Here is a 17,716-nt window from a genome sequence, read left to right on the forward strand (position 1 = left end):
ATGGATGCTTGGTCCCGTAGTCTCGAGCGCCTCGAAGCGGAGTTCCCGCCGGAAGACGTTCATACCTGGTTGAAGCCGCTGCAGGCCGATCTGCGCGTGGACAGCCTGGTGCTGTATGCACCGAATGCCTTCATCGTCGACCAGGTCCGCGAGCTGTATCTGGCCCGGATCCGCGAACTGCTGGCGCATTTCGCCGGCTTCAGCGACGTTTTTCTTGAAATCGGCTCGCGCCCGCGCCCTGTGGAGGCGCAGAACGCGCCGGTTTCCACGCCATCGGCGCATGTTTCCAGCGAACCGCAGGTGCCGTTTGCCGGCAACCTGGACAATCACTACACGTTCGCCAACTTCGTTGAAGGCCGCAGCAATCAGCTGGGTCTGGCCGCCGCCTTCCAGGCAGCGCAGAAGCCGGGCGACCGCGCGCACAATCCGCTGCTGCTGTACGGAGGCACCGGCCTGGGCAAGACCCACCTGATGTTCGCCGCCGGCAACGCCATGCGCCAGGCCAATCCAGGCGCAAAGGTGCTGTACCTGCGTTCGGAACAGTTCTTCAGCGCGATGATCCGGGCCCTGCAGGAAAAGACCATGGATCAGTTCAAGCGCCAGTTCCAGCAGGTGGACGCGCTGCTGATCGATGACATCCAGTTCTTCGCCGGCAAGGACCGCACCCAGGAAGAGTTCTTCCACACCTTCAACGCGCTGTTCGATGGCAAGCAGCAGATCATCCTGACCTGTGACCGCTATCCGCGCGAAGTCGAGGGCCTGGAAGCGCGCCTGAAGTCGCGGCTTGCCTGGGGCCTGTCGGTCGCGATCGAACCGCCGGACTTCGAGACCCGCGCCGCGATCGTGCTGGCCAAGGCACGCGAACGCGGTGCCGAGATTCCCGATGATGTTGCGTTCCTGATCGCCAAGAAGATGCGCTCCAACGTGCGCGACCTCGAGGGCGCGCTCAATACCCTGACCGCCCGCGCCAATTTCACCGGCCGCGCGATCACCACCGAATTCGCCCAGGAAACCCTGCGCGACCTGCTGCGCGCCCAGCAGCAGGCGATCAGCATTCCCAACATCCAGAAAACCGTTGCCGACTACTACGGCCTGCAGATCAAGGATCTGCTGTCGAAGCGTCGGACCCGCTCGCTGGCCCGCCCCCGCCAGGTCGCCATGGCCCTGACCAAGGAACTGACCGAGCACAGCCTGCCCGAGATCGGCGATGCCTTTGCCGGTCGCGATCACACCACGGTGCTGCACGCCTGCCGCCAGATCCGCACCCTGATGGAAACCGACGGCAAGCTCCGCGAGGACTGGGACAAGCTGATCCGGAAGCTGAGCGAATGATGCACGGATGCCGATGAGGCGTCATCGCACAAAACGGTGCAGAATCCGGTAGCAAGCGCGGGACACGTTGTGGATAAAAATGGCGTTTGAAATCGCGCTGAATTTATCCACAGCTTTCCCCACCCCCTGGGGGTCGGTAATACAGAGGGTTTCGAGGTTAGAAATTCTTTTATTTACAAAGACTTAGCGTTGTTTTCCAGCGATTCTGTCTCTACCAGCACCACCAAGCTTTTGATTTATTCCACATTTTTTAAAGCATAGGGGCACGGAACCACATGCGTTTCACACTGCAGCGCGAAGCCTTTCTCAAGCCGTTGGCACAGGTCGTCAACGTGGTCGAACGCCGCCAGACCCTTCCGGTTCTGGCCAATTTCCTGGTCCAGGTGCAGAACGGCCAGCTGTCGCTGACCGGTACCGACCTGGAAGTGGAGATGGTGTCGCGGATCGCGGTTGAAGACGCCCAGGACGGCGAAACCACCATTCCCGCCCGCAAGCTGTTCGAGATCATCCGCGCCCTGCCTGATGGCAGCCGGATCACCGTCTCGCAGACCGGTGACAAGATCACCGTGCAGGCCGGGCGCAGCCGCTTCACGCTGGCAACCCTGCCCTCCAACGACTTCCCGTCGGTGGACGAAGTGGAAGCCACCGAGCGCGTGGCCATTGGCGAAGCGACCCTGAAGGAACTGATCGAACGCACCGCGTTCGCGATGGCCCAGCAGGACGTGCGCTACTACCTCAACGGCCTGCTGTTCGATCTGCGCGGCGATGCCCTGCGCACGGTCGCCACCGACGGCCATCGCCTGGCGCTGTGTGAAACCGACCTGGCCAAGCCCAGTGGTTCCAAGCGCCAGATCATCGTGCCGCGCAAGGGCGTGACCGAACTGCAGCGCCTGCTGGAAAGCGGCGATCGCGAGATCGAGCTGGAAGTCGGCCGCAGCCACGTCCGCGTTAAGCGCGACGATGTCACCTTCACCTCGAAGCTGATCGACGGTCGTTTCCCGGATTACGAAGCGGTGATTCCGATCGGTGCCGACCGCGAAGTGAAGGTTGATCGTGAAGCACTGCGCGCCTCGCTGCAGCGTGCCGCGATTCTGTCCAACGAGAAGTACCGCGGCATCCGCGTGGAAGTCTCGCCGGGCAACCTGAAGATCAGTGCTCACAACCCTGAGCAGGAAGAAGCCCAGGAAGAGATCGAGGCCGACACCACGGTCAGCGATCTGGCCATTGGCTTCAATGTGAACTACCTGCTGGATGCGCTGTCCGCACTGCGCGACGAAGAAGTCATCATCCAGCTGCGCGACTCCAACTCCTCCGCGCTGGTGCGCGAATCCAGCAGCGAGAAGTCGCGTCACGTAGTCATGCCGCTGCGTCTCTGACAGCAGCGCTGTTCCACGTGGAACCGAACGACGCCCGGGATCTTCCCGGGCGTTTTTTTTTGTTCCACGTGGAGCATTGAATCGAGTTGCCGAGCAGCCTCCGTTTGGAGGGGCATCATCCTTCTTGTTGGTCCCCTCTTTCGCTCTGCCTTCAGCACCATTCATGGCGAGCGTTGGGACCTGCGATTGCAGCCAATGCCCGCTGGCGCATCCCCTTCGATCGGAAGCGCCCGCACCTGGATTCTCAACGCGGTGCATTCGGCCAGATCTGACTGGATTGACGAAGCGCCCCGCCGCTGGTGCCGCGATCCTCGCTGGTTCTGCAAACGCCTCTGTCCACAGGACCGATTCGAGGCAGTTTGGGCCAAGCCTAGCTTCTAAATCTGGGTATAAATCTAAAGCATGGTGGTGATGGTAGGGCCAGATTTCGTGGAGAAACAAGCTATCTGTATGATTTAAAAGAAATTTATAAGGCTGAAACCCCCTGTATAGAGGCCCCTGAGGCTGGGGGGGAACCTGTGGATAGTTTTCAGCGGCAGGCAAAAGGACTTTTTTATCCACAGATTGCCCATACCTTGTGTATAAGTCATACAGGCCCGCTGTGGACAGCGTGAAACGAAGGCGCTGAATTCTTTGAAATCTGTGGAACCCTCCAGGACACTGGATCGCAGATTTGAAGGAATCCGCGGGGTCATCCGACCGCACCCCCTGCCGAAGCGCGCACTCACACCTGTGTGAAGGCGCTGAAATCGTTGAAATCTGAGGGTCGATGCCCTGCTGCCCTCGGCAGAATTGAAGGGATTTCGGCCACGTCCAGGCCTGTAAGGGGCCAAGCGGGCGGCGTGGTGCCACGTGGAACGTGCGATCGCCAAGCGCGCAGAGGCCTCTGCTCTGCTTGGCGGCTGGCGCGGCGCGTCCTGCTTGACCGATGCAGTAAGCTGATGGATTCCCTGCCCCACTACCGCCTCGTGCGGATGGTCTTTCGCGCCCCATGCTTATCCGCCGCCTCGCCCTGCACCAACTGCGTCGCTTCAGTGCGGTGGACCTGTCGCCCCAGCCGGGATTGAACCTGCTGACCGGCGACAACGGTGCCGGCAAGACCAGCGTGCTCGAAGGCCTGCATCTGATGGCCTATGGACGCAGCTTCCGTGGCCGGGTCCGCGATGGATTGGTGCGCCAGGGCCAGGAAGCGTTGGAAATCTTCGTGGAATGGGACGAACAGCGTGCCGATCACCCGCCCCATCGCCGGAAGGCCGGGCTGCGCCACAGCGGCCAGGACTGGAAGGGGCGATTGGACGGCGCAGATGTCGCGCAGCTGGGCAATCTCTGCGCAGCGCTGGCGGTGGTGACGTTCGAGCCCGGTAGCCACGCGTTGGTCAGTGGTGGTGGCGAACCCCGCCGCCGCTTCCTCGATTGGGGCTTGTTCCACGTGGAACCGGACTTTCTGTCCCTGTGGCGCCGCTACTCCCGGGCGCTGAAGCAGCGCAATGCCCTGCTCAAGCAGGGCGGGCCGTCGCGGATGCTCGATACCTGGGATCACGAGCTGGCCGAGGCCGGAGAACCACTGACAAGCCGCCGCCAGCACTACCTGGAGCGTCTGCAGCAGCGCACTGTGGCCTTGGCCGCCAGCCTGGCACCGCAACTCGGCATCCAGGGACTGGAACTGAGTCCTGGATGGCGGCGGCATGAACTTCCGCTGGCCGATGCCCTGCTTCTGGCCCGGGAGCGCGACCGCCAGGCTGGATATACCTCGGTTGGACCGCACCGGGCGGACTGGAGTGTGGATTTCCACAGTATTCCGGGTCGCGATGCCCTGTCACGCGGTCAGGCCAAGCTGACGGCATTGGCCTGCCTGCTCGCGCAGGCCGAAGACTATGCCGAACAGCGTGGCGAATGGCCTGTGATCGCGCTGGATGATCTGGCTTCGGAGCTGGATCGCACCCACCAGGCGCGGGTACTGGAGCGCCTGCTCAATGGCCCAGCACAGATCTTCATCACCGCCACCGAAACCCCAGCGGCGCTGCAGGAACTGACCCACATCGCCCGGTTCCACGTGGAACATGCACAGATCGTGGCTGTGCCATAGTGGGCACACCAGGGCCGCTCGACCCCGGCTGGTATAATTCGGGTTGGAATCCTTTCATTCTCGGCGCATCGCCCCAAGCGGTGGCCGACCTGCGGAGCCTACGGCAAGCGCAATGAGCGACGAACAGAACACCCCGGCAAACAACGGCAATTACGACGCCAACAGCATTACCGCCCTGGAAGGCCTGGAGGCTGTCCGCAAGCGTCCCGGCATGTACATCGGTGACGTGCATGACGGCACCGGTCTGCACCACATGGTGTTCGAGGTTGTCGACAACTCGATCGACGAAGCGCTGGCCGGCCACGCCGACCACGTCGCGGTGACGATCCACGCTGACGGTTCGGTCTCGGTGTCCGACAACGGCCGTGGTATCCCGACCGGCAAGCACGAGCAGATGAGTGCCAAGCTCGGTCGCGAAGTGTCTGCGGCCGAAGTAGTGATGACCGTCCTGCACGCAGGCGGCAAGTTCGACGACAACAGCTACAAGGTTTCGGGCGGCCTGCACGGCGTCGGCGTCAGCGTGGTCAACGCGCTGTCGCAGAAGCTGCTGGTGGACGTGTTCCAGAACGGCTTCCACTACCAGCAGGAATTCAGCAACGGCGCCGCAGTGACCGCGCTGGCCAAGCTGGAAACCACCACCAAGCGCGGCACCACCGTGCGCTTCTGGCCGTCCACCGTCGCCTTCCACGACAACGTGGAGTTCCACTACGACATCCTTGCCCGCCGCCTGCGCGAGCTGTCGTTCCTGAACTCCGGCGTCAAGATCGTCCTTGCCGACGAGCGTGGCGATGGCCGTCGCGATGACTTCCACTACGAAGGCGGCATCCGCAGCTTCGTGGAGCATCTGGCCCAGCTGAAGACCCCGCTGCACCCGAATGTCATCTCGGTTACCGGCGAGCACAACGGCATCGTCGTGGATGTGGCGCTGCAGTGGACCGACTCCTACCAGGAGACGATGTACTGCTTCACCAACAACATTCCGCAGAAGGACGGCGGTACCCACCTGGCCGGTTTCCGTGGTGCGCTGACCCGTGTGCTCAACAACTACATCGAGCAGAACGGCATCGCCAAGCAGGCCAAGATCAACCTGACCGGCGACGACATGCGCGAAGGCATGATCGCGGTGCTGTCGGTGAAGGTGCCGGACCCGAGCTTCTCCAGCCAGACCAAGGAAAAGCTGGTCAGCTCCGACGTGCGCCCGGCGGTGGAAAACGCCTTCGGTGCGCGCCTGGAAGAGTTCCTGCAGGAAAACCCGAACGAAGCCAAGGCGATCGCCGGCAAGATCGTCGATGCCGCGCGTGCACGTGAAGCCGCGCGCAAGGCCCGCGACCTGACCCGCCGCAAGGGTGCGCTGGATATCGCCGGCCTGCCGGGCAAGCTGGCCGACTGCCAGGAAAAGGATCCGGCGCTGTCCGAACTGTTCATCGTCGAGGGTGACTCGGCAGGTGGCTCGGCCAAGCAGGGCCGCAACCGCAAGAACCAGGCGGTGCTGCCGCTGCGCGGCAAGATCCTCAACGTGGAACGCGCGCGCTTCGACCGCATGCTGTCCTCCGACCAGGTCGGTACGCTGATCACCGCGCTGGGCACCGGCATCGGCCGTGACGAGTACAACCCGGACAAGCTGCGTTACCACAAGATCATCATCATGACCGACGCCGACGTCGACGGCGCCCACATCCGCACCCTGCTGCTGACGTTCTTCTACCGTCAGATGCCGGAGCTGATCGAGCGCGGTTACGTCTACATCGGCCTGCCGCCGCTGTACAAGATCAAGCAGGGCAAGCAGGAGCTGTACCTGAAGGACGACCCGGCGCTGGACAGCTACCTGGCCAGCAGCGCAGTGGAAAACGCTGCGCTGGTGCCGGCCACCGGCGAACCGGGCATCGAAGGCCTGGCGCTGGAGAAGCTGCTGCTGGCCTACGCCGCTGCCCTCGATTCCATCGAGCGCAACGCGCACCGCTACGACCGCAACCTGCTCGAAGCGCTGGTCGATTTCGTGCCGATGGACCTGGAGAGCCTGCGCAGTGCCGGCGAAGGCGAAGGCCTGGATGCACTGGCCAAGCGCCTCAACCAGGGCAGCCTGGGCAGCCCGCGCTTCAGCCTGGAGCTGCAGGAAGCCAACGATGAGCGCCCCGCCGCTGTGCTGGTGACCCGTCGCCACATGGGCGAACAGCACATCCAGCAGTTGCCGATGTCGGCGTTCGAGAGTGGTGAACTGCGCGCGATCCACCAGGCATCCAAGCTGCTGCATGGCCTGGTCCGCGAAGGTGCGACCATCTCCCGCGGCGCCAAGTCGATCGAAGTGGACAGCTTCGCCAAGGCGCAGAACTGGCTGCTCGAAGAGGCCAAGCGCGGCCGCCAGATCCAGCGATTCAAGGGTCTGGGCGAAATGAATCCGGAGCAGCTGTGGGACACCACCGTGAATCCGGAAACCCGCCGACTGCTGCAGGTGCGCATCGAAGACGCTGTCGCAGCCGACCAGATCTTCAGCACCCTGATGGGCGATGTCGTCGAACCGCGTCGCGATTTCATCGAGGACAACGCGCTGAAGGTCGCCAACCTGGATATCTGACACAATCCGGTGATGGCCGGTGCGCGGGGAGGCGCGCCGGCCTTCGATCCTTGAACGCAGGTACCTGATGTCCGCATCCGCCCCGGTTTCCGCCCCGCCCCCGATTCCGCCGGCCTCGGCCGCGCCGCGTGTCGTTTCACCGCTGGCGGGGTTTTTCATCGACCTGGGCATCGCCGCTGTCACCCTGTTCGGCCTGAGCCTGATCAGCGGCCTGCTGTGGGGCCTTTACCGTGGCGTGGTGGTTGGCTACGCCAATGCGCAGGCCAGCGGTGGAACGCCCGACGCCGGTTCGGTCGCGGCGACACTGGGCCAGCCCGGCGCGCTTGCACAGATTCTCATGGCGCTGTTTGCCACCGGTGGTGCTGCGTTGCTGCTGTACTTCTGGCGACGACCAGCCAACGCCGCCGAGCGTCAGGCGTCGCGCCAGGCGCTGCGCCGCCCTTCCACCTGGGGCTGGACCCTGCTGGTGGCGACCCTGATCGTGCTCGGCAGCAACGGCATCGCCTTCCTGGCCAAGCAGTTCGGCATCGAGCCGGTCCCCACCAATCTGGCGCTGATGCAGAGCGCGATCGCACGTTTCCCGTTGTTCCTGGTGCTGTTCGCGGTGGCACTGGCGCCGGCCTACGAGGAACTGCTGTTCCGCCGCGTGCTGTTTGGCCGCCTGTGGAAGGCCGGGCGCCCGTGGTTGGGCGTGGTATTGAGCAGCCTCGCATTCGCCCTGATCCATGAGATCCCTGGCACCAGCGCCAATGGCCCGGCCGAAATCGCACAACTGTGGCTGGTCTATGGTGGCATGGGGGCTGCGTTCTGCTGGCTCTACCAGCGTACCGGCACGTTGTGGGCGGCGATCACCGCGCATGCGTTGAACAATGCGGTTGCCCTTGCCGCGATGGTGTTCCTGGGGTCAACGTAACGCCGCGTCCGCTTGACGAAAGATTAAGCCGCTACGCTACACACTGCCCATATGAACACGGGGGAGCTTCCATGAAACAACTGCTGCTGGCCCTTGTCATCACCACCCTGGTCAGCGCCTGCGCGACCACCACCTCCCCTACCGGCCGCCGGCAGATGGTGGGCGGCGTTTCGCAGGCACAGCTGGACCAGCTCGGCGCACAGGCGTTCGCCGAAACAAAGCAGAAGGAAAAGATCAGCACCGACGGCCGCCAGAACGGTTACGTGCAGTGCGTGGTCAATGCCCTGGTCGCGCAGTTGCCGCCTCAATACCGTGGCGTACGGTGGGAGACGGCGGTGTTCGTCGACAAGGAGCCCAACGCATTCGCCCTGCCCGGCGGCAAGGTCGGCGTGAACACCGGCATCTTCACCGTGGCCAAGAACCAGGACCAGCTGGCTGCCGTGATCGGCCATGAAATCGGCCATGTCATCGCCCGTCACCACGAAGAACGCATCACCCGACAGATGGGGGCGCAGACCGGCTTGGCCGTGCTCGGTGCGCTGGCCGGTGCGGCCTATGGCGAAGGCGCTGCCAGCACCGTCAACCAGCTCGGCGGCATGGGCGCGCAGACCGCCTTCCTGCTGCCCGGCTCGCGCACCCAGGAAAGCGAGGCTGACGTGATCGGCCAGCGGCTGATGGCCCAGGCCGGTTTCAATCCGGCGCAGGCAGTCGACCTGTGGCAGAACATGATGGCCGCCAGCGGCGGCCGCAGCCCGCAATGGCTGTCCACCCACCCTGATCCGGCCAACCGGATCCAGGAACTGCGACGCGATGCCCCGGCCCTGACGCCGGTCTATCAGCAGGCGCAGGCGGCCGGGCTACGGCCAAAGTGCGGATGAGTGCGCAGTTCTATGCTGTATTGCAGCACATAAAACGATTTCTCACGCCATCTGTTTCTGATACGTTTGGCGGCTCAGATTTTTCTGACAGTCCGACTTTGCCGCTAACCGGCGGTTCGATCGAGGTGAACGATGATTTTCCGTAACCACAAAGCTGTGCTTTCCGTCCTCGTCGCGACCGCCCTGACCGGCGCCGTGGTCACCGATGCCTTCGCGCAGTCCTCGCGTTCCTCCGAGCGCGGCAACCGCGGTGGCAAGCAGGCCAAGGCCGAGGCGCTGTACCCGAACGCGACCCGCCAGGAGCCGACGGTCAAGGCCTCGGCCAAGATGGGCAGCAAGCTGCAGAAAATGATCGACAGCTACAACAAGGAAAAGTTCCCGGAGACCCGCGAGCAGGCAGACGCGATCCTGGCTGACAGCGCCGCGAACGAGTACGACAAGTCGCTGGCCGCGCAGCTGGCCTCGCAGGCGGCCTACCAGACCGACGACGCCCCGGCGGCGATCGCCTATCTGAAGCAGGTCCTGCAGTTCAACGGCCTGGACAACAACGGCCACTTCCAGTCGATGCTGATGCTGGGCCAGCTGGAGCTGCAGGAAGACAAGACCGCCGAAGGCCTGGCAACCCTCGACAAGTACTTCGCCGAGAGCAAGTCGACCAAGCCGGAAGAACTGATCGCCAAGGGCCAGGCGCTGTACCAGCTGGAGCGCTACCAGGAAGCGATCCCGGTGCTGAGGCAGGCCATCGCCGGTTCGGCCGAACCGAAGGACAACTGGAACCAGCTGCTGATGGCGGCCCTGTCCGAAGCCGGCCAGTCCGGTGAAGCGGTCAAGGAAGCCGAGGCGCTGGCCGCCAAGAACCCGAACGACAAGAAGGCCCAGCTGAACCTGGCCAGCATGTACATGCAGGCCGACCAGATGGACAAGGCGGCCGCGGTGATGGACAAGCTGCGCAGCAGCGGCCAGCTCACCGAAGAGCGCGAGTACAAGCAGCTGTACTCCATCTATGCCAACACCGACAAAAAGGAAAAGGACGTCATCGCGGTCATCAACGAAGGGTTGCAGAAGGGCATCCTGAAGCCGGACTACCAGGTTTACCTGGCGCTGGCCCAGTCCTACTACTACTCCGACCAGGTGCCGCAGGCGATCGATGCGTGGCAGAAGGCTGCCCCGCTGTCCAAGGACGGTGAGACCTACCTGAACCTGGCACGCGTCCTGCATGCCGAAGGTCGCATCCCGGAGGCCAAGCAGGCCGCCCAGCAGGCGCTGGCGAAGGGTGTGAAGAACCAGGCTGATGCCAAGAAAATCATCAACCTGAAGTAAGTAGGAATAACGCCTGAATGCCTGCTCAGTTGATGCGCAGGCGCTCAGGATTGGTATAAGCTTGGAGGTTCCTGCGGTGTCATGCACCGCTGATCAGGGATTCCGCCCCCGGCATCCCGGCCCCACTATTGAGCTCTTGGCGCATGACGGAACAACTAGTCGTTCACCGGTACGAACAACCCGATGACAAGGGGCTGAGCTGGCCTCGCATCGTCGGCATCGCGTTTGTAATTGCCCTGCATCTGGCCGCCTTCATGATGCTCCTCATTCCCGCCGTGGCTCCCAAGGCCGTGGCTGAGAAGGAGCGCAACGTCATGGTGACCATCGTCGATGCGCCGCCGCCGCCGCCCCCGCCGCCGCCGCCGCCGCCGCCGACCGATACTCCGCCGCCGCCGGTGAAGAATCTGTCGCCGCCGAAGCCGTCGCCGGTCCCGCCGCCGCCGCAGGCGCCGGTCGTGGACGTGCCGGAGCCGCGCCCGAGCGATATCGTCACCCCGCCGTCGCCCCCCGCGCCGCCGGCACCTGCGACCTCGATCGAGGCCAGCGTGGACATCTCGTCGAAGGCCATGAATCCGCCGCGCTACCCGCCGGCAGCCTTCCGCGCTGGTATCCAGGGCGAAGTGATCCTGATCATTGATGTCGATGCCAGCGGCAACGTCACCAATGTCACGGTGGAAAAGTCCAGCCGTAACCGCGACCTGGACCGTGCCGCGATGGAAGCGGCTCGCAAGTGGCGCTTCAACGCCGCTGAATCTGGCGGTAAGAAGGCGGCAGGTCGCGTTCGCGTCCCGGTCAACTTTGCGCTGAACTGATGCGCCCGGGTGGCCGCCTGGCCACCCCCGCTCCCAGTTCGATTGTTTAGCTTAGCTACACCCTTTATCACCACACACAACAAAGGTAAGCGTCATGCTGCAGGAAATTTTCATCGCCGCTGCTGCCGGGGGCAATCCGTCCAACGCCCTGTCGCAGATGGGCTTCGAGCACCTGATCCACGAAATGACCACCAAGCCGGGTGATTTCGCGGTTTCCTGGGTCGTGCTGCTGACCCTGATCGCCATGTCGGCCATGTCCTGGTACTGGACCGTCATCAACATCTTCCGTGCCACCCGCCTGAAGAGCGCCGCTGATCGCGTCGTCAGCCTGTTCTGGGATACCCCGAACGCGCAGGACGCCATCCGTGCGATGGAAGAGCAGCCGGCTTCGGAGCCGTTCTCGAAGATCGCCCTGGACGCTGCCCAGGCAGCTGCCCACCACCAGCGTGCTGAAGGCGGTGCCACCGGCGGCGTCGGTGAGAACCTGAGCCGTTCGGAGTTCGTCGACCGCGCCCTGCGTCAGGCCGTGACCCGCGAAAGCAACAAGCTGCAGTCGGGCATGACCCTGCTGGCCACCGTCGGCGCAACCGCTCCGTTCGTCGGTCTGCTGGGTACCGTGTGGGGCATCTACGGCGCGCTGATCAAGATCGGTGCCACCGGCTCCGCTTCGATCGACGCCGTTGCCGGCCCGGTGGGTGAAGCGCTGATCATGACCGCGATCGGTCTGTTCGTCGCGATCCCGGCCGTGTTCGCCTTCAACTTCTTCAGCAAGATCAACAGCGCGACCATCAGCAAGTTCGATACCTTCGCGCACGACCTGCACGACTTCTTCGCCACCGGTTCGCGCGTCCGCTAATTGCGACGCGCTGTACCCAGCGAGAACGTAGTCAACACGATCTAGACGGAGCCCGTTATGGCTTTCAGTAGTGGTAACAGCGGCGGCCCCATGGCCGACATCAACGTTACGCCCCTCGTGGACGTGATGCTGGTGCTGCTGATCATCTTCATCATCACGGCGCCCCTGATGTCCCACAAGGTCAAGGTGGATCTGCCGGAGGCCAACCTGGTCCAGAAGCCGGACGACACCAACGACCGAAAGGGTCCCATCACCCTGGCAGTCAAGGAAGATGGCTCGATCTACTGGAACGACGAAGAAATCAACAAGCAGACTCTCGAGTCGCGCTTGGCGACCGCCGCCCAGCAGACCCCGCAGCCGCCGCTGAACCTGCGTGGTGACCGCACCACCAAGATGCGTGTCATCAACGAGATGACCAAGATCGCGCAGGAACAGGGCATGCTGGACGTGGGCTTCGTCGCGACCAAAGAGAAGGGGCAGTAAGCCATGGCATTCAGTAGTGGTGGTGGCAAGGGCCCCATGGCAGACATCAACGTCACGCCCCTCGTGGACGTGATGCTGGTTCTGCTGATCATCTTCATCGTGACCGCGCCGATCATGACGTACCCGATCGCCGTGGACCTGCCGCAGCGCGTGCTCAACCCACCGCCGCAGCTGGTCGAACCGCCGCCGCCGATCGAGTTGAAGATCGACGCCAGCAACCAGGTCTCGTGGAACAACAGCCCGATCAATGCAAGCGAGCTGCAGCAGCGGATGGAGAACGAGGTCCAGAAGGACCCGACCAACCAGCCGGAACTGCGCATCGACGCCAGCCCTGATTCCGAGTACGACGTGATGGCCAAGGTTCTGGCCGCTGCGAAGAATGCTCAGATGAAGAAGATCGGTTTTGTGCAGCAGTAATCGCTACACCGCAACACAACAGTCATGACGCGACTGCAGACGCCCCTGGAAACAGGGGCGTCTTTTTTTTGCGCTCATCGCGCCGCCATGGGGTCAGATCCCTTTCCTGCGGAAAAGGGATCTGACCCCATCAGGGAGCACGCGCCCGCTATGATCGGTGGATGCTCGCCCTCTTCGACTCCCTGCGTCACTGGCTCGATGGCATTGCCCACCTCGGCACGATCCTGGCGGTGGCCTACCTGCTGTACCTGTTCGCGCTGGCGGGCTGGATCATGCTGCAGAAGCGTGAGCCGGTCGCCACGCTGAGCTGGATCCTGTCGTTGGCGCTGCTGCCGTACCTGGGGTTGTTCATCTACTACCTGCTGGGCCCGCAGAAGGTGAAGCGGCAGCGGCTGCGCCGCGGACGCGCACGTTCGGGCATGGAGCACTACAGCGATGTCTGCCCACCGGATGCCGACTGCACCGAGTTGGCCAAGATCGCACAGGCCACCACGGGCCTGGCGCCGAGCAGCGCCACCGAAGTGACCTGGCTGGTGGACGGTGCCGCTACCTACGCCGCACTGCTGGAAGCGGTGGCACAGGCTCGCGATCATGTGCACCTGGAGTACTACATCTTCAATCCAGACCATGCCGGTACCACCCTGCGCGACGCCCTGGTCGAGCGCGCCCGTGCCGGCGTGCAGGTGCGCCTGCTGCTGGACGCGGTTGGCTCCTCCGCCCTGCCCCGCCGTTTCCTGCAACCGTTGCTGGACGCTGGTGGCGAGGCGGTCTGGTTCCATCCGCGGCAGCTGCTGAAGCCGTTCAAGCGGCCGTGGTTGAACCTGCGTACGCACCGCAAGCTGGTGATCGTCGATGGCCGGCTGGCCTTCACCGGTGGCATCAACATCACCGACGATGAAGACGAGAGCCGCAGGCCGGACGCCTACCGCGACCTGCACATGCGCATCCGCGGCCACGTGGTGCGCAGCCTGCAGCTGGTGTTCGCCGAGGATTGGCTCTACGCCAGTGGCCAGGACCACTCGCGCTTCGACATCGCCCGCCTCTGGCCGGCCGACATGCCATTGCGCGCGGATGGCCCGATCAACGCCCAGGTGCTGGTCTCCGGACCGGATTCCGGCTGGGAAACCATCCACCGCCTGCACGTGGCGGCCATCCAGGAAGCACACGAGCGCGTGTGGCTGGTGACGCCCTACTTCGTGCCGGGCGAAGCGGCGCGGATGGCGCTGACTTCGGCGGCGTTGGGCGGACTGGACGTGCGCCTGCTGGTACCGAAGATGAGCGACTCCTGGTTTGTCACCCAGGCCGCGCGCTCCTATTTCGACGAACTGCTGCACGCCGGGGTGAAGATCTACGAGTACGGCCCGCGCATGCTGCACACCAAGGCATTCATCGCCGACGACGACGTCTGCATCGTCGGCAGCGCCAACTTCGACCACCGCAGCTTCCGCCTGAACTTCGAGCTGTCGATGATGATCAGCGACCGTGACCGCGTCGCCGCCCTGGCCGGGCTGCTGCAGGGAGAGTTCGACCGCGCCACCCGCGTGCACGACCAGGCCGGCCGTTCGCTGTGGCTGCACCGCCTGCCCGAGGCCTTCGCCCGGCTGGCCTCGCCGCTGCTCTGACGCAGCGCTACACTGCGGCGATCATCCGGGGAGCCCGACTATGTACTGGTTGTACCTGCTGCTGGCGCTGGGCTGTTTCGCCTTTGCGCTGAAGACCCCCAGCGCCGCATTGATGACCCTGTGCCTGCTGGCCGCCCTCGCCTTCCTGCTGGCCTGGGTGCGCGGCCGCTATGTGGCCCGCTTCGGCGACCTTCAGCGGGACCCTGCCACCCTTGTCGATGCCGAGGAACTGCGCCGCCTGCGCGAGCAGGCCCAGGCCCGCCGCAATGACGACGCCAACGACCACGATCCGTCCCCTCTTTCCAAGTAGTTCCGTTCCATGACCCAGCTCAGCGTCAACGTCAACAAGATCGCCGTCCTGCGCAATTCGCGCGGCGGCGCCGAACCGGACGTGGTGCGTGCCGCCCAGGCTTGCCTGGATGCCGGTGCGCATGGCATCACCGTGCACCCGCGGCCGGACCGCCGCCATATCACCGCCGAGGACGTGCTGGCGCTGTCCACGCTGACCCGTGCGCGGGGTGTCGAGTTCAACATCGAAGGCAACCCGTTCGCGCCGCCGCGCGAGGGCTACCCGGGGCTGCTGCCGCTGTGCGCGCAGACCCGCCCGGCGCAGGCCACGCTGGTGCCGGATGGCGATGGGCAGATCACCTCCGACCATGGCTTCGACTTCGAGCGCGACGCCGAGCGGCTGCGACCGCTGGTGGCCGAACTGAAAGCAATGGGTTGCCGGGTCAGCCTGTTCGTCGACGCGGGCAATCCACTGCTGGAGCAGGCCGCTGAGGTGGGTGCCGACCGCGTCGAGCTGTACACCGGCCCCTACGCTGAAGCGCACGCCGCCGGCGATGCCGAGGCAATGCTGGCGCTGTTCGCCACCGCCGCGCGCCGCGCACAGGCGGTGGGACTGGGCGTCAACGCCGGCCACGACCTGTCGCAGGACAACCTGCGCGATTTCCTGGCCCACGTGCCGGACGTGCTGGAGGTGTCGATCGGCCACGCGCTGATCGGCGAGGCACTGTATGACGGGCTGGATGCCACGGTGCGGGGCTACCTGGCGCTACCGGAACAGTTGTCGCAGCCATTGAGACGGCTGCGGCGTAACCTGCCGCAATGGGTATCGCGATCAAGGGCCGAGGTTCCACGTCCCACCTTGCCGGGCGCTTTGAAAGCACCGTCAGCGAGGCGGTGGACGACGGCTGGGCCGTGGACGAGAGCGAAGAATTCCTCGCCCCACGCCTGCGCACCGAGGTTCGTGCCGAGACCGCGCGCAGCATCATCAGCCGCAACACTTCGCCGGACGTCGGCTTCAGCCAGTCAGTGAATCCGTACCGCGGTTGTGAGCATGGGTGCTCCTACTGCTTCGCGCGCCCCTCGCATGCCTATCTGAACCTGTCGCCGGGCCTGGATTTCGAGACCAAGCTGTTCGCCAAGACCAACGCGCCGCAGCTGCTGCGCAAGGAACTGTCGAAGCCGGGCTATGTGCCACAGCCGATCGCGCTGGGCATCAACACCGATGCGTACCAGCCGATCGAGCGCAAGTTCAAGCTGACCCGCCAGCTGATCGAAGTGATGCTGGAAACCAAGCATCCGTTTTCGTTGATCACCAAGAACGCGCTGGTCGAGCGCGATATCGATCTGCTCGCACCGCTGGCGGCGGAGAACCTGGTCAGCGTGCACTTCTCGGTGACCTCGCTGGATCCGCATCTCTCCGCGAAACTGGAACCACGCGCGTCCGCACCCCATGCACGGCTGCGCGCGATGAAGCGCCTGCATGAAGCGGGCATTCCGGTGGGAGTGATGGTGGCGCCGGTGATTCCGTGGATCAACGACAGCGAACTGGAAGCTGTGCTGGAGGCCGCACATGATGCCGGCGCCAGCACAGCCGGTTACGTGCTGCTGCGCCTGCCGCTTGAAGTGGCGCCGCTGTTCCGCGACTGGCTGGACACCCATCATCCCGATCGCGCCGCGCATGTGATGAGTACCATCCAGCAGCTGCGCGGCGGCAAGGACTACGACAGCCAGTTCGGTACGCGCATGCGCGGCCAGGGTGTGTATGCGGATCTGCTGAACAACCGCTTCAAGCTGGCGCGCAAGCGGTTGGGCTTCAACGCGCAGAACAGCCATTGGCCGAAGCTGGACTGCAGCCGGTTCCTGAAGCCGTTGCCGCCGAAGAAGGATACGCCGCAGGGAAGTCTGTTCTGAGTCCATCAGTCGAGCATGGCTCGACGCTGCATTCGAGGCTGTCGAGCAGGCTCGAAATCATCCCCCGAACAACTTCTGCGCACTCTGGAACAGGATCCAGCTGGTCGCGATGAACTTGTCGCCGCCCTGTGGCCGGTTGCCACGATGGGTATGGGTAAACGCAGTCGGGGCGATCAACAAACTGCCAGTGCGTGGTGCGATCTTCCGCTCCTGGAACAGGAACTCGGTTTCGCCCTCTTCGAACTCGTCGTTGAGGTATAGCGTCCACAGCACGTGCCGATGCAGGGTCTCGGCCTGTGCGTCCTTCGGGTACAGCTCGCAGTGCCAGTAGGGGTAACCACCCTCGCCCGCCGCATACCACTGCAGGTTGATGGCGCCGGGGCGCAGGCAGGTCCGCGCAAGATCCGCCAGTTGCTGTGGCGGCATGTCGGGGAAGTCCTCGGCAGACAGGCGTCGCGGTTGGCCGTTGCTGTCCTGGATCTGCAACATCAGCGGCGCGATCAACGCCTGTGGATAACGGCGTAGATAAGTCAGCAGGCCATTGAACACCGCATGCTGCAGCTGATGGTCCACATCCTGCCAGCCATCAAGGCCGCTGATGCGCAGATCCTTGCTGTGCTTGAGTTCCGGGAACACACCACTGCCTACCGCACCTGGTCGCAGGCCCTGTGCAGCGCGCATGCGCTCGACGATCGCCGCGCAGACCTCGCTGGGGACCGCGTTGTGGATGACTTCGATGAAATCGACCGGGCCCTGCTCGTGCATGCGTGCATTCCTTAGGCGGCAACAGCTTGATGGTGCCGTTTGCCGCCCTCGGTGTCACCCCACGGTCATGTCATCGATCTGCCAT

General features: G+C 64.0%; 15 protein-coding genes and 1 pseudogene. 15 read left to right on the forward strand and 1 reads right to left on the reverse strand.

What is annotated here, in order from left to right; all coding sequences use genetic code 11:
- The 15 genes and pseudogenes from dnaA to QP552_RS00075 all read left to right on the forward strand — a co-directional run bounded on the left by dnaA (position 1) and on the right by QP552_RS00075 (position 16,866).
- On the forward strand, positions 1–1,332 hold the full coding sequence (dnaA, locus tag QP552_RS00005) for a chromosomal replication initiator protein DnaA (RefSeq protein WP_005411730.1): 1,332 nt from the start codon (positions 1–3) through the stop codon (positions 1,330–1,332).
- Positions 1,333–1,607: 275 nt separating this feature from the next.
- Positions 1,608–2,708: a DNA polymerase III subunit beta gene (gene dnaN, locus QP552_RS00010; RefSeq protein ID WP_005411731.1), complete on the forward strand. Its 1,101-nt coding sequence runs from the start codon at positions 1,608–1,610 to the stop codon at positions 2,706–2,708.
- A gap of 991 nt (positions 2,709–3,699) precedes the next feature.
- Complete coding sequence (gene recF / locus QP552_RS00015) at positions 3,700–4,794, forward strand: DNA replication/repair protein RecF (RefSeq protein WP_286074612.1); 1,095 nt, start codon at positions 3,700–3,702, stop codon at positions 4,792–4,794.
- Between the two features lie 112 nt (positions 4,795–4,906).
- Positions 4,907–7,366 carry a DNA topoisomerase (ATP-hydrolyzing) subunit B gene (gene gyrB / locus QP552_RS00020; protein ID WP_286074613.1) on the forward strand — a complete coding sequence of 820 codons (2,460 nt, stop codon included), beginning with the start codon at positions 4,907–4,909 and terminating at the stop codon, positions 7,364–7,366.
- A 67-nt stretch (positions 7,367–7,433) separates the two neighbouring features.
- Positions 7,434–8,279, forward strand: coding sequence for a CPBP family intramembrane glutamic endopeptidase (locus QP552_RS00025; protein WP_106549151.1), 846 nt, complete (start codon positions 7,434–7,436; stop codon positions 8,277–8,279).
- Between the two features lie 71 nt (positions 8,280–8,350).
- Positions 8,351–9,157 (forward strand): M48 family metallopeptidase, encoded by an 807-nt coding sequence (locus tag QP552_RS00030; RefSeq protein WP_010487422.1) that lies wholly within the window; start codon positions 8,351–8,353, stop codon positions 9,155–9,157.
- Positions 9,158–9,289: 132 nt separating this feature from the next.
- Complete coding sequence (locus QP552_RS00035) at positions 9,290–10,477, forward strand: tetratricopeptide repeat protein (protein WP_111113437.1); 1,188 nt, start codon at positions 9,290–9,292, stop codon at positions 10,475–10,477.
- Positions 10,478–10,731: 254 nt separating this feature from the next.
- The gene (locus QP552_RS00040) at positions 10,732–11,289 is read left to right on the forward strand and encodes an energy transducer TonB (RefSeq protein ID WP_170272480.1); all 558 of its coding nucleotides are present in this window, start codon (positions 10,732–10,734) and stop codon (positions 11,287–11,289) included.
- 94 nt (positions 11,290–11,383) lie between these two features.
- Positions 11,384–12,145 carry a TonB-system energizer ExbB gene (gene exbB / locus QP552_RS00045; protein ID WP_005411738.1) on the forward strand — a complete coding sequence of 254 codons (762 nt, stop codon included), beginning with the start codon at positions 11,384–11,386 and terminating at the stop codon, positions 12,143–12,145.
- A 57-nt stretch (positions 12,146–12,202) separates the two neighbouring features.
- Positions 12,203–12,628: a biopolymer transporter ExbD gene (locus QP552_RS00050; RefSeq protein WP_012509603.1), complete on the forward strand. Its 426-nt coding sequence runs from the start codon at positions 12,203–12,205 to the stop codon at positions 12,626–12,628.
- Positions 12,629–12,631: 3 nt separating this feature from the next.
- Entirely contained in the window at positions 12,632–13,045 is a 414-nt protein-coding gene (locus QP552_RS00055; protein WP_032129281.1) for a biopolymer transporter ExbD, read from the forward strand.
- Positions 13,046–13,206: 161 nt separating this feature from the next.
- Positions 13,207–14,667: a cardiolipin synthase gene (gene cls, locus QP552_RS00060; RefSeq protein ID WP_286074614.1), complete on the forward strand. Its 1,461-nt coding sequence runs from the start codon at positions 13,207–13,209 to the stop codon at positions 14,665–14,667.
- 40 nt (positions 14,668–14,707) lie between these two features.
- Positions 14,708–14,977 (forward strand): hypothetical protein, encoded by a 270-nt coding sequence (locus QP552_RS00065; protein ID WP_049429178.1) that lies wholly within the window; start codon positions 14,708–14,710, stop codon positions 14,975–14,977.
- Positions 14,978–14,986: 9 nt separating this feature from the next.
- Positions 14,987–15,724, forward strand: a pseudogene (locus tag QP552_RS00070) (pyridoxine 5'-phosphate synthase); the annotation flags it as partial.
- A 50-nt stretch (positions 15,725–15,774) separates the two neighbouring features.
- A complete protein-coding gene (locus QP552_RS00075; protein ID WP_286074615.1) occupies positions 15,775–16,866 on the forward strand; it encodes a PA0069 family radical SAM protein in 1,092 nt (363 codons plus the stop codon).
- Positions 16,867–16,923: 57 nt separating this feature from the next.
- On the opposite strand, the gene QP552_RS00080 is transcribed toward QP552_RS00075, so the two are convergent.
- Positions 16,924–17,631 carry a 2OG-Fe(II) oxygenase gene (locus tag QP552_RS00080; protein WP_111113896.1) on the reverse strand — a complete coding sequence of 236 codons (708 nt, stop codon included), beginning with the start codon at positions 17,629–17,631 and terminating at the stop codon, positions 16,924–16,926.
- Between the last annotated feature and the right edge of the window lie 85 nt (positions 17,632–17,716).

This window comes from Stenotrophomonas sp. 59, assembly GCF_030291095.1.
Classification (GTDB): domain Bacteria; phylum Pseudomonadota; class Gammaproteobacteria; order Xanthomonadales; family Xanthomonadaceae; genus Stenotrophomonas; species Stenotrophomonas maltophilia_Q.

Coding starts and splice junctions, on each gene's coding strand:
- QP552_RS00065 (WP_049429178.1), top strand. CDS start 14,708: ATGTACTGGTTGTACCTGCTGCTGGCGCTGGGCTGTTTCGCCTTTGCG.
- QP552_RS00075 (WP_286074615.1), top strand. CDS start 15,775: ATGGGTATCGCGATCAAGGGCCGAGGTTCCACGTCCCACCTTGCCGGG.
- QP552_RS00050 (WP_012509603.1), top strand. CDS start 12,203: ATGGCTTTCAGTAGTGGTAACAGCGGCGGCCCCATGGCCGACATCAAC.
- recF (WP_286074612.1), top strand. CDS start 3,700: ATGCTTATCCGCCGCCTCGCCCTGCACCAACTGCGTCGCTTCAGTGCG.
- QP552_RS00025 (WP_106549151.1), top strand. CDS start 7,434: ATGTCCGCATCCGCCCCGGTTTCCGCCCCGCCCCCGATTCCGCCGGCC.
- dnaA (WP_005411730.1), top strand. CDS start 1: ATGGATGCTTGGTCCCGTAGTCTCGAGCGCCTCGAAGCGGAGTTCCCG.
- gyrB (WP_286074613.1), top strand. CDS start 4,907: ATGAGCGACGAACAGAACACCCCGGCAAACAACGGCAATTACGACGCC.
- dnaN (WP_005411731.1), top strand. CDS start 1,608: ATGCGTTTCACACTGCAGCGCGAAGCCTTTCTCAAGCCGTTGGCACAG.
- QP552_RS00080 (WP_111113896.1), bottom strand. CDS start 17,631: ATGCACGAGCAGGGCCCGGTCGATTTCATCGAAGTCATCCACAACGCG.
- QP552_RS00040 (WP_170272480.1), top strand. CDS start 10,732: ATGATGCTCCTCATTCCCGCCGTGGCTCCCAAGGCCGTGGCTGAGAAG.
- QP552_RS00055 (WP_032129281.1), top strand. CDS start 12,632: ATGGCATTCAGTAGTGGTGGTGGCAAGGGCCCCATGGCAGACATCAAC.
- QP552_RS00035 (WP_111113437.1), top strand. CDS start 9,290: ATGATTTTCCGTAACCACAAAGCTGTGCTTTCCGTCCTCGTCGCGACC.
- exbB (WP_005411738.1), top strand. CDS start 11,384: ATGCTGCAGGAAATTTTCATCGCCGCTGCTGCCGGGGGCAATCCGTCC.
- cls (WP_286074614.1), top strand. CDS start 13,207: ATGCTCGCCCTCTTCGACTCCCTGCGTCACTGGCTCGATGGCATTGCC.
- QP552_RS00030 (WP_010487422.1), top strand. CDS start 8,351: ATGAAACAACTGCTGCTGGCCCTTGTCATCACCACCCTGGTCAGCGCC.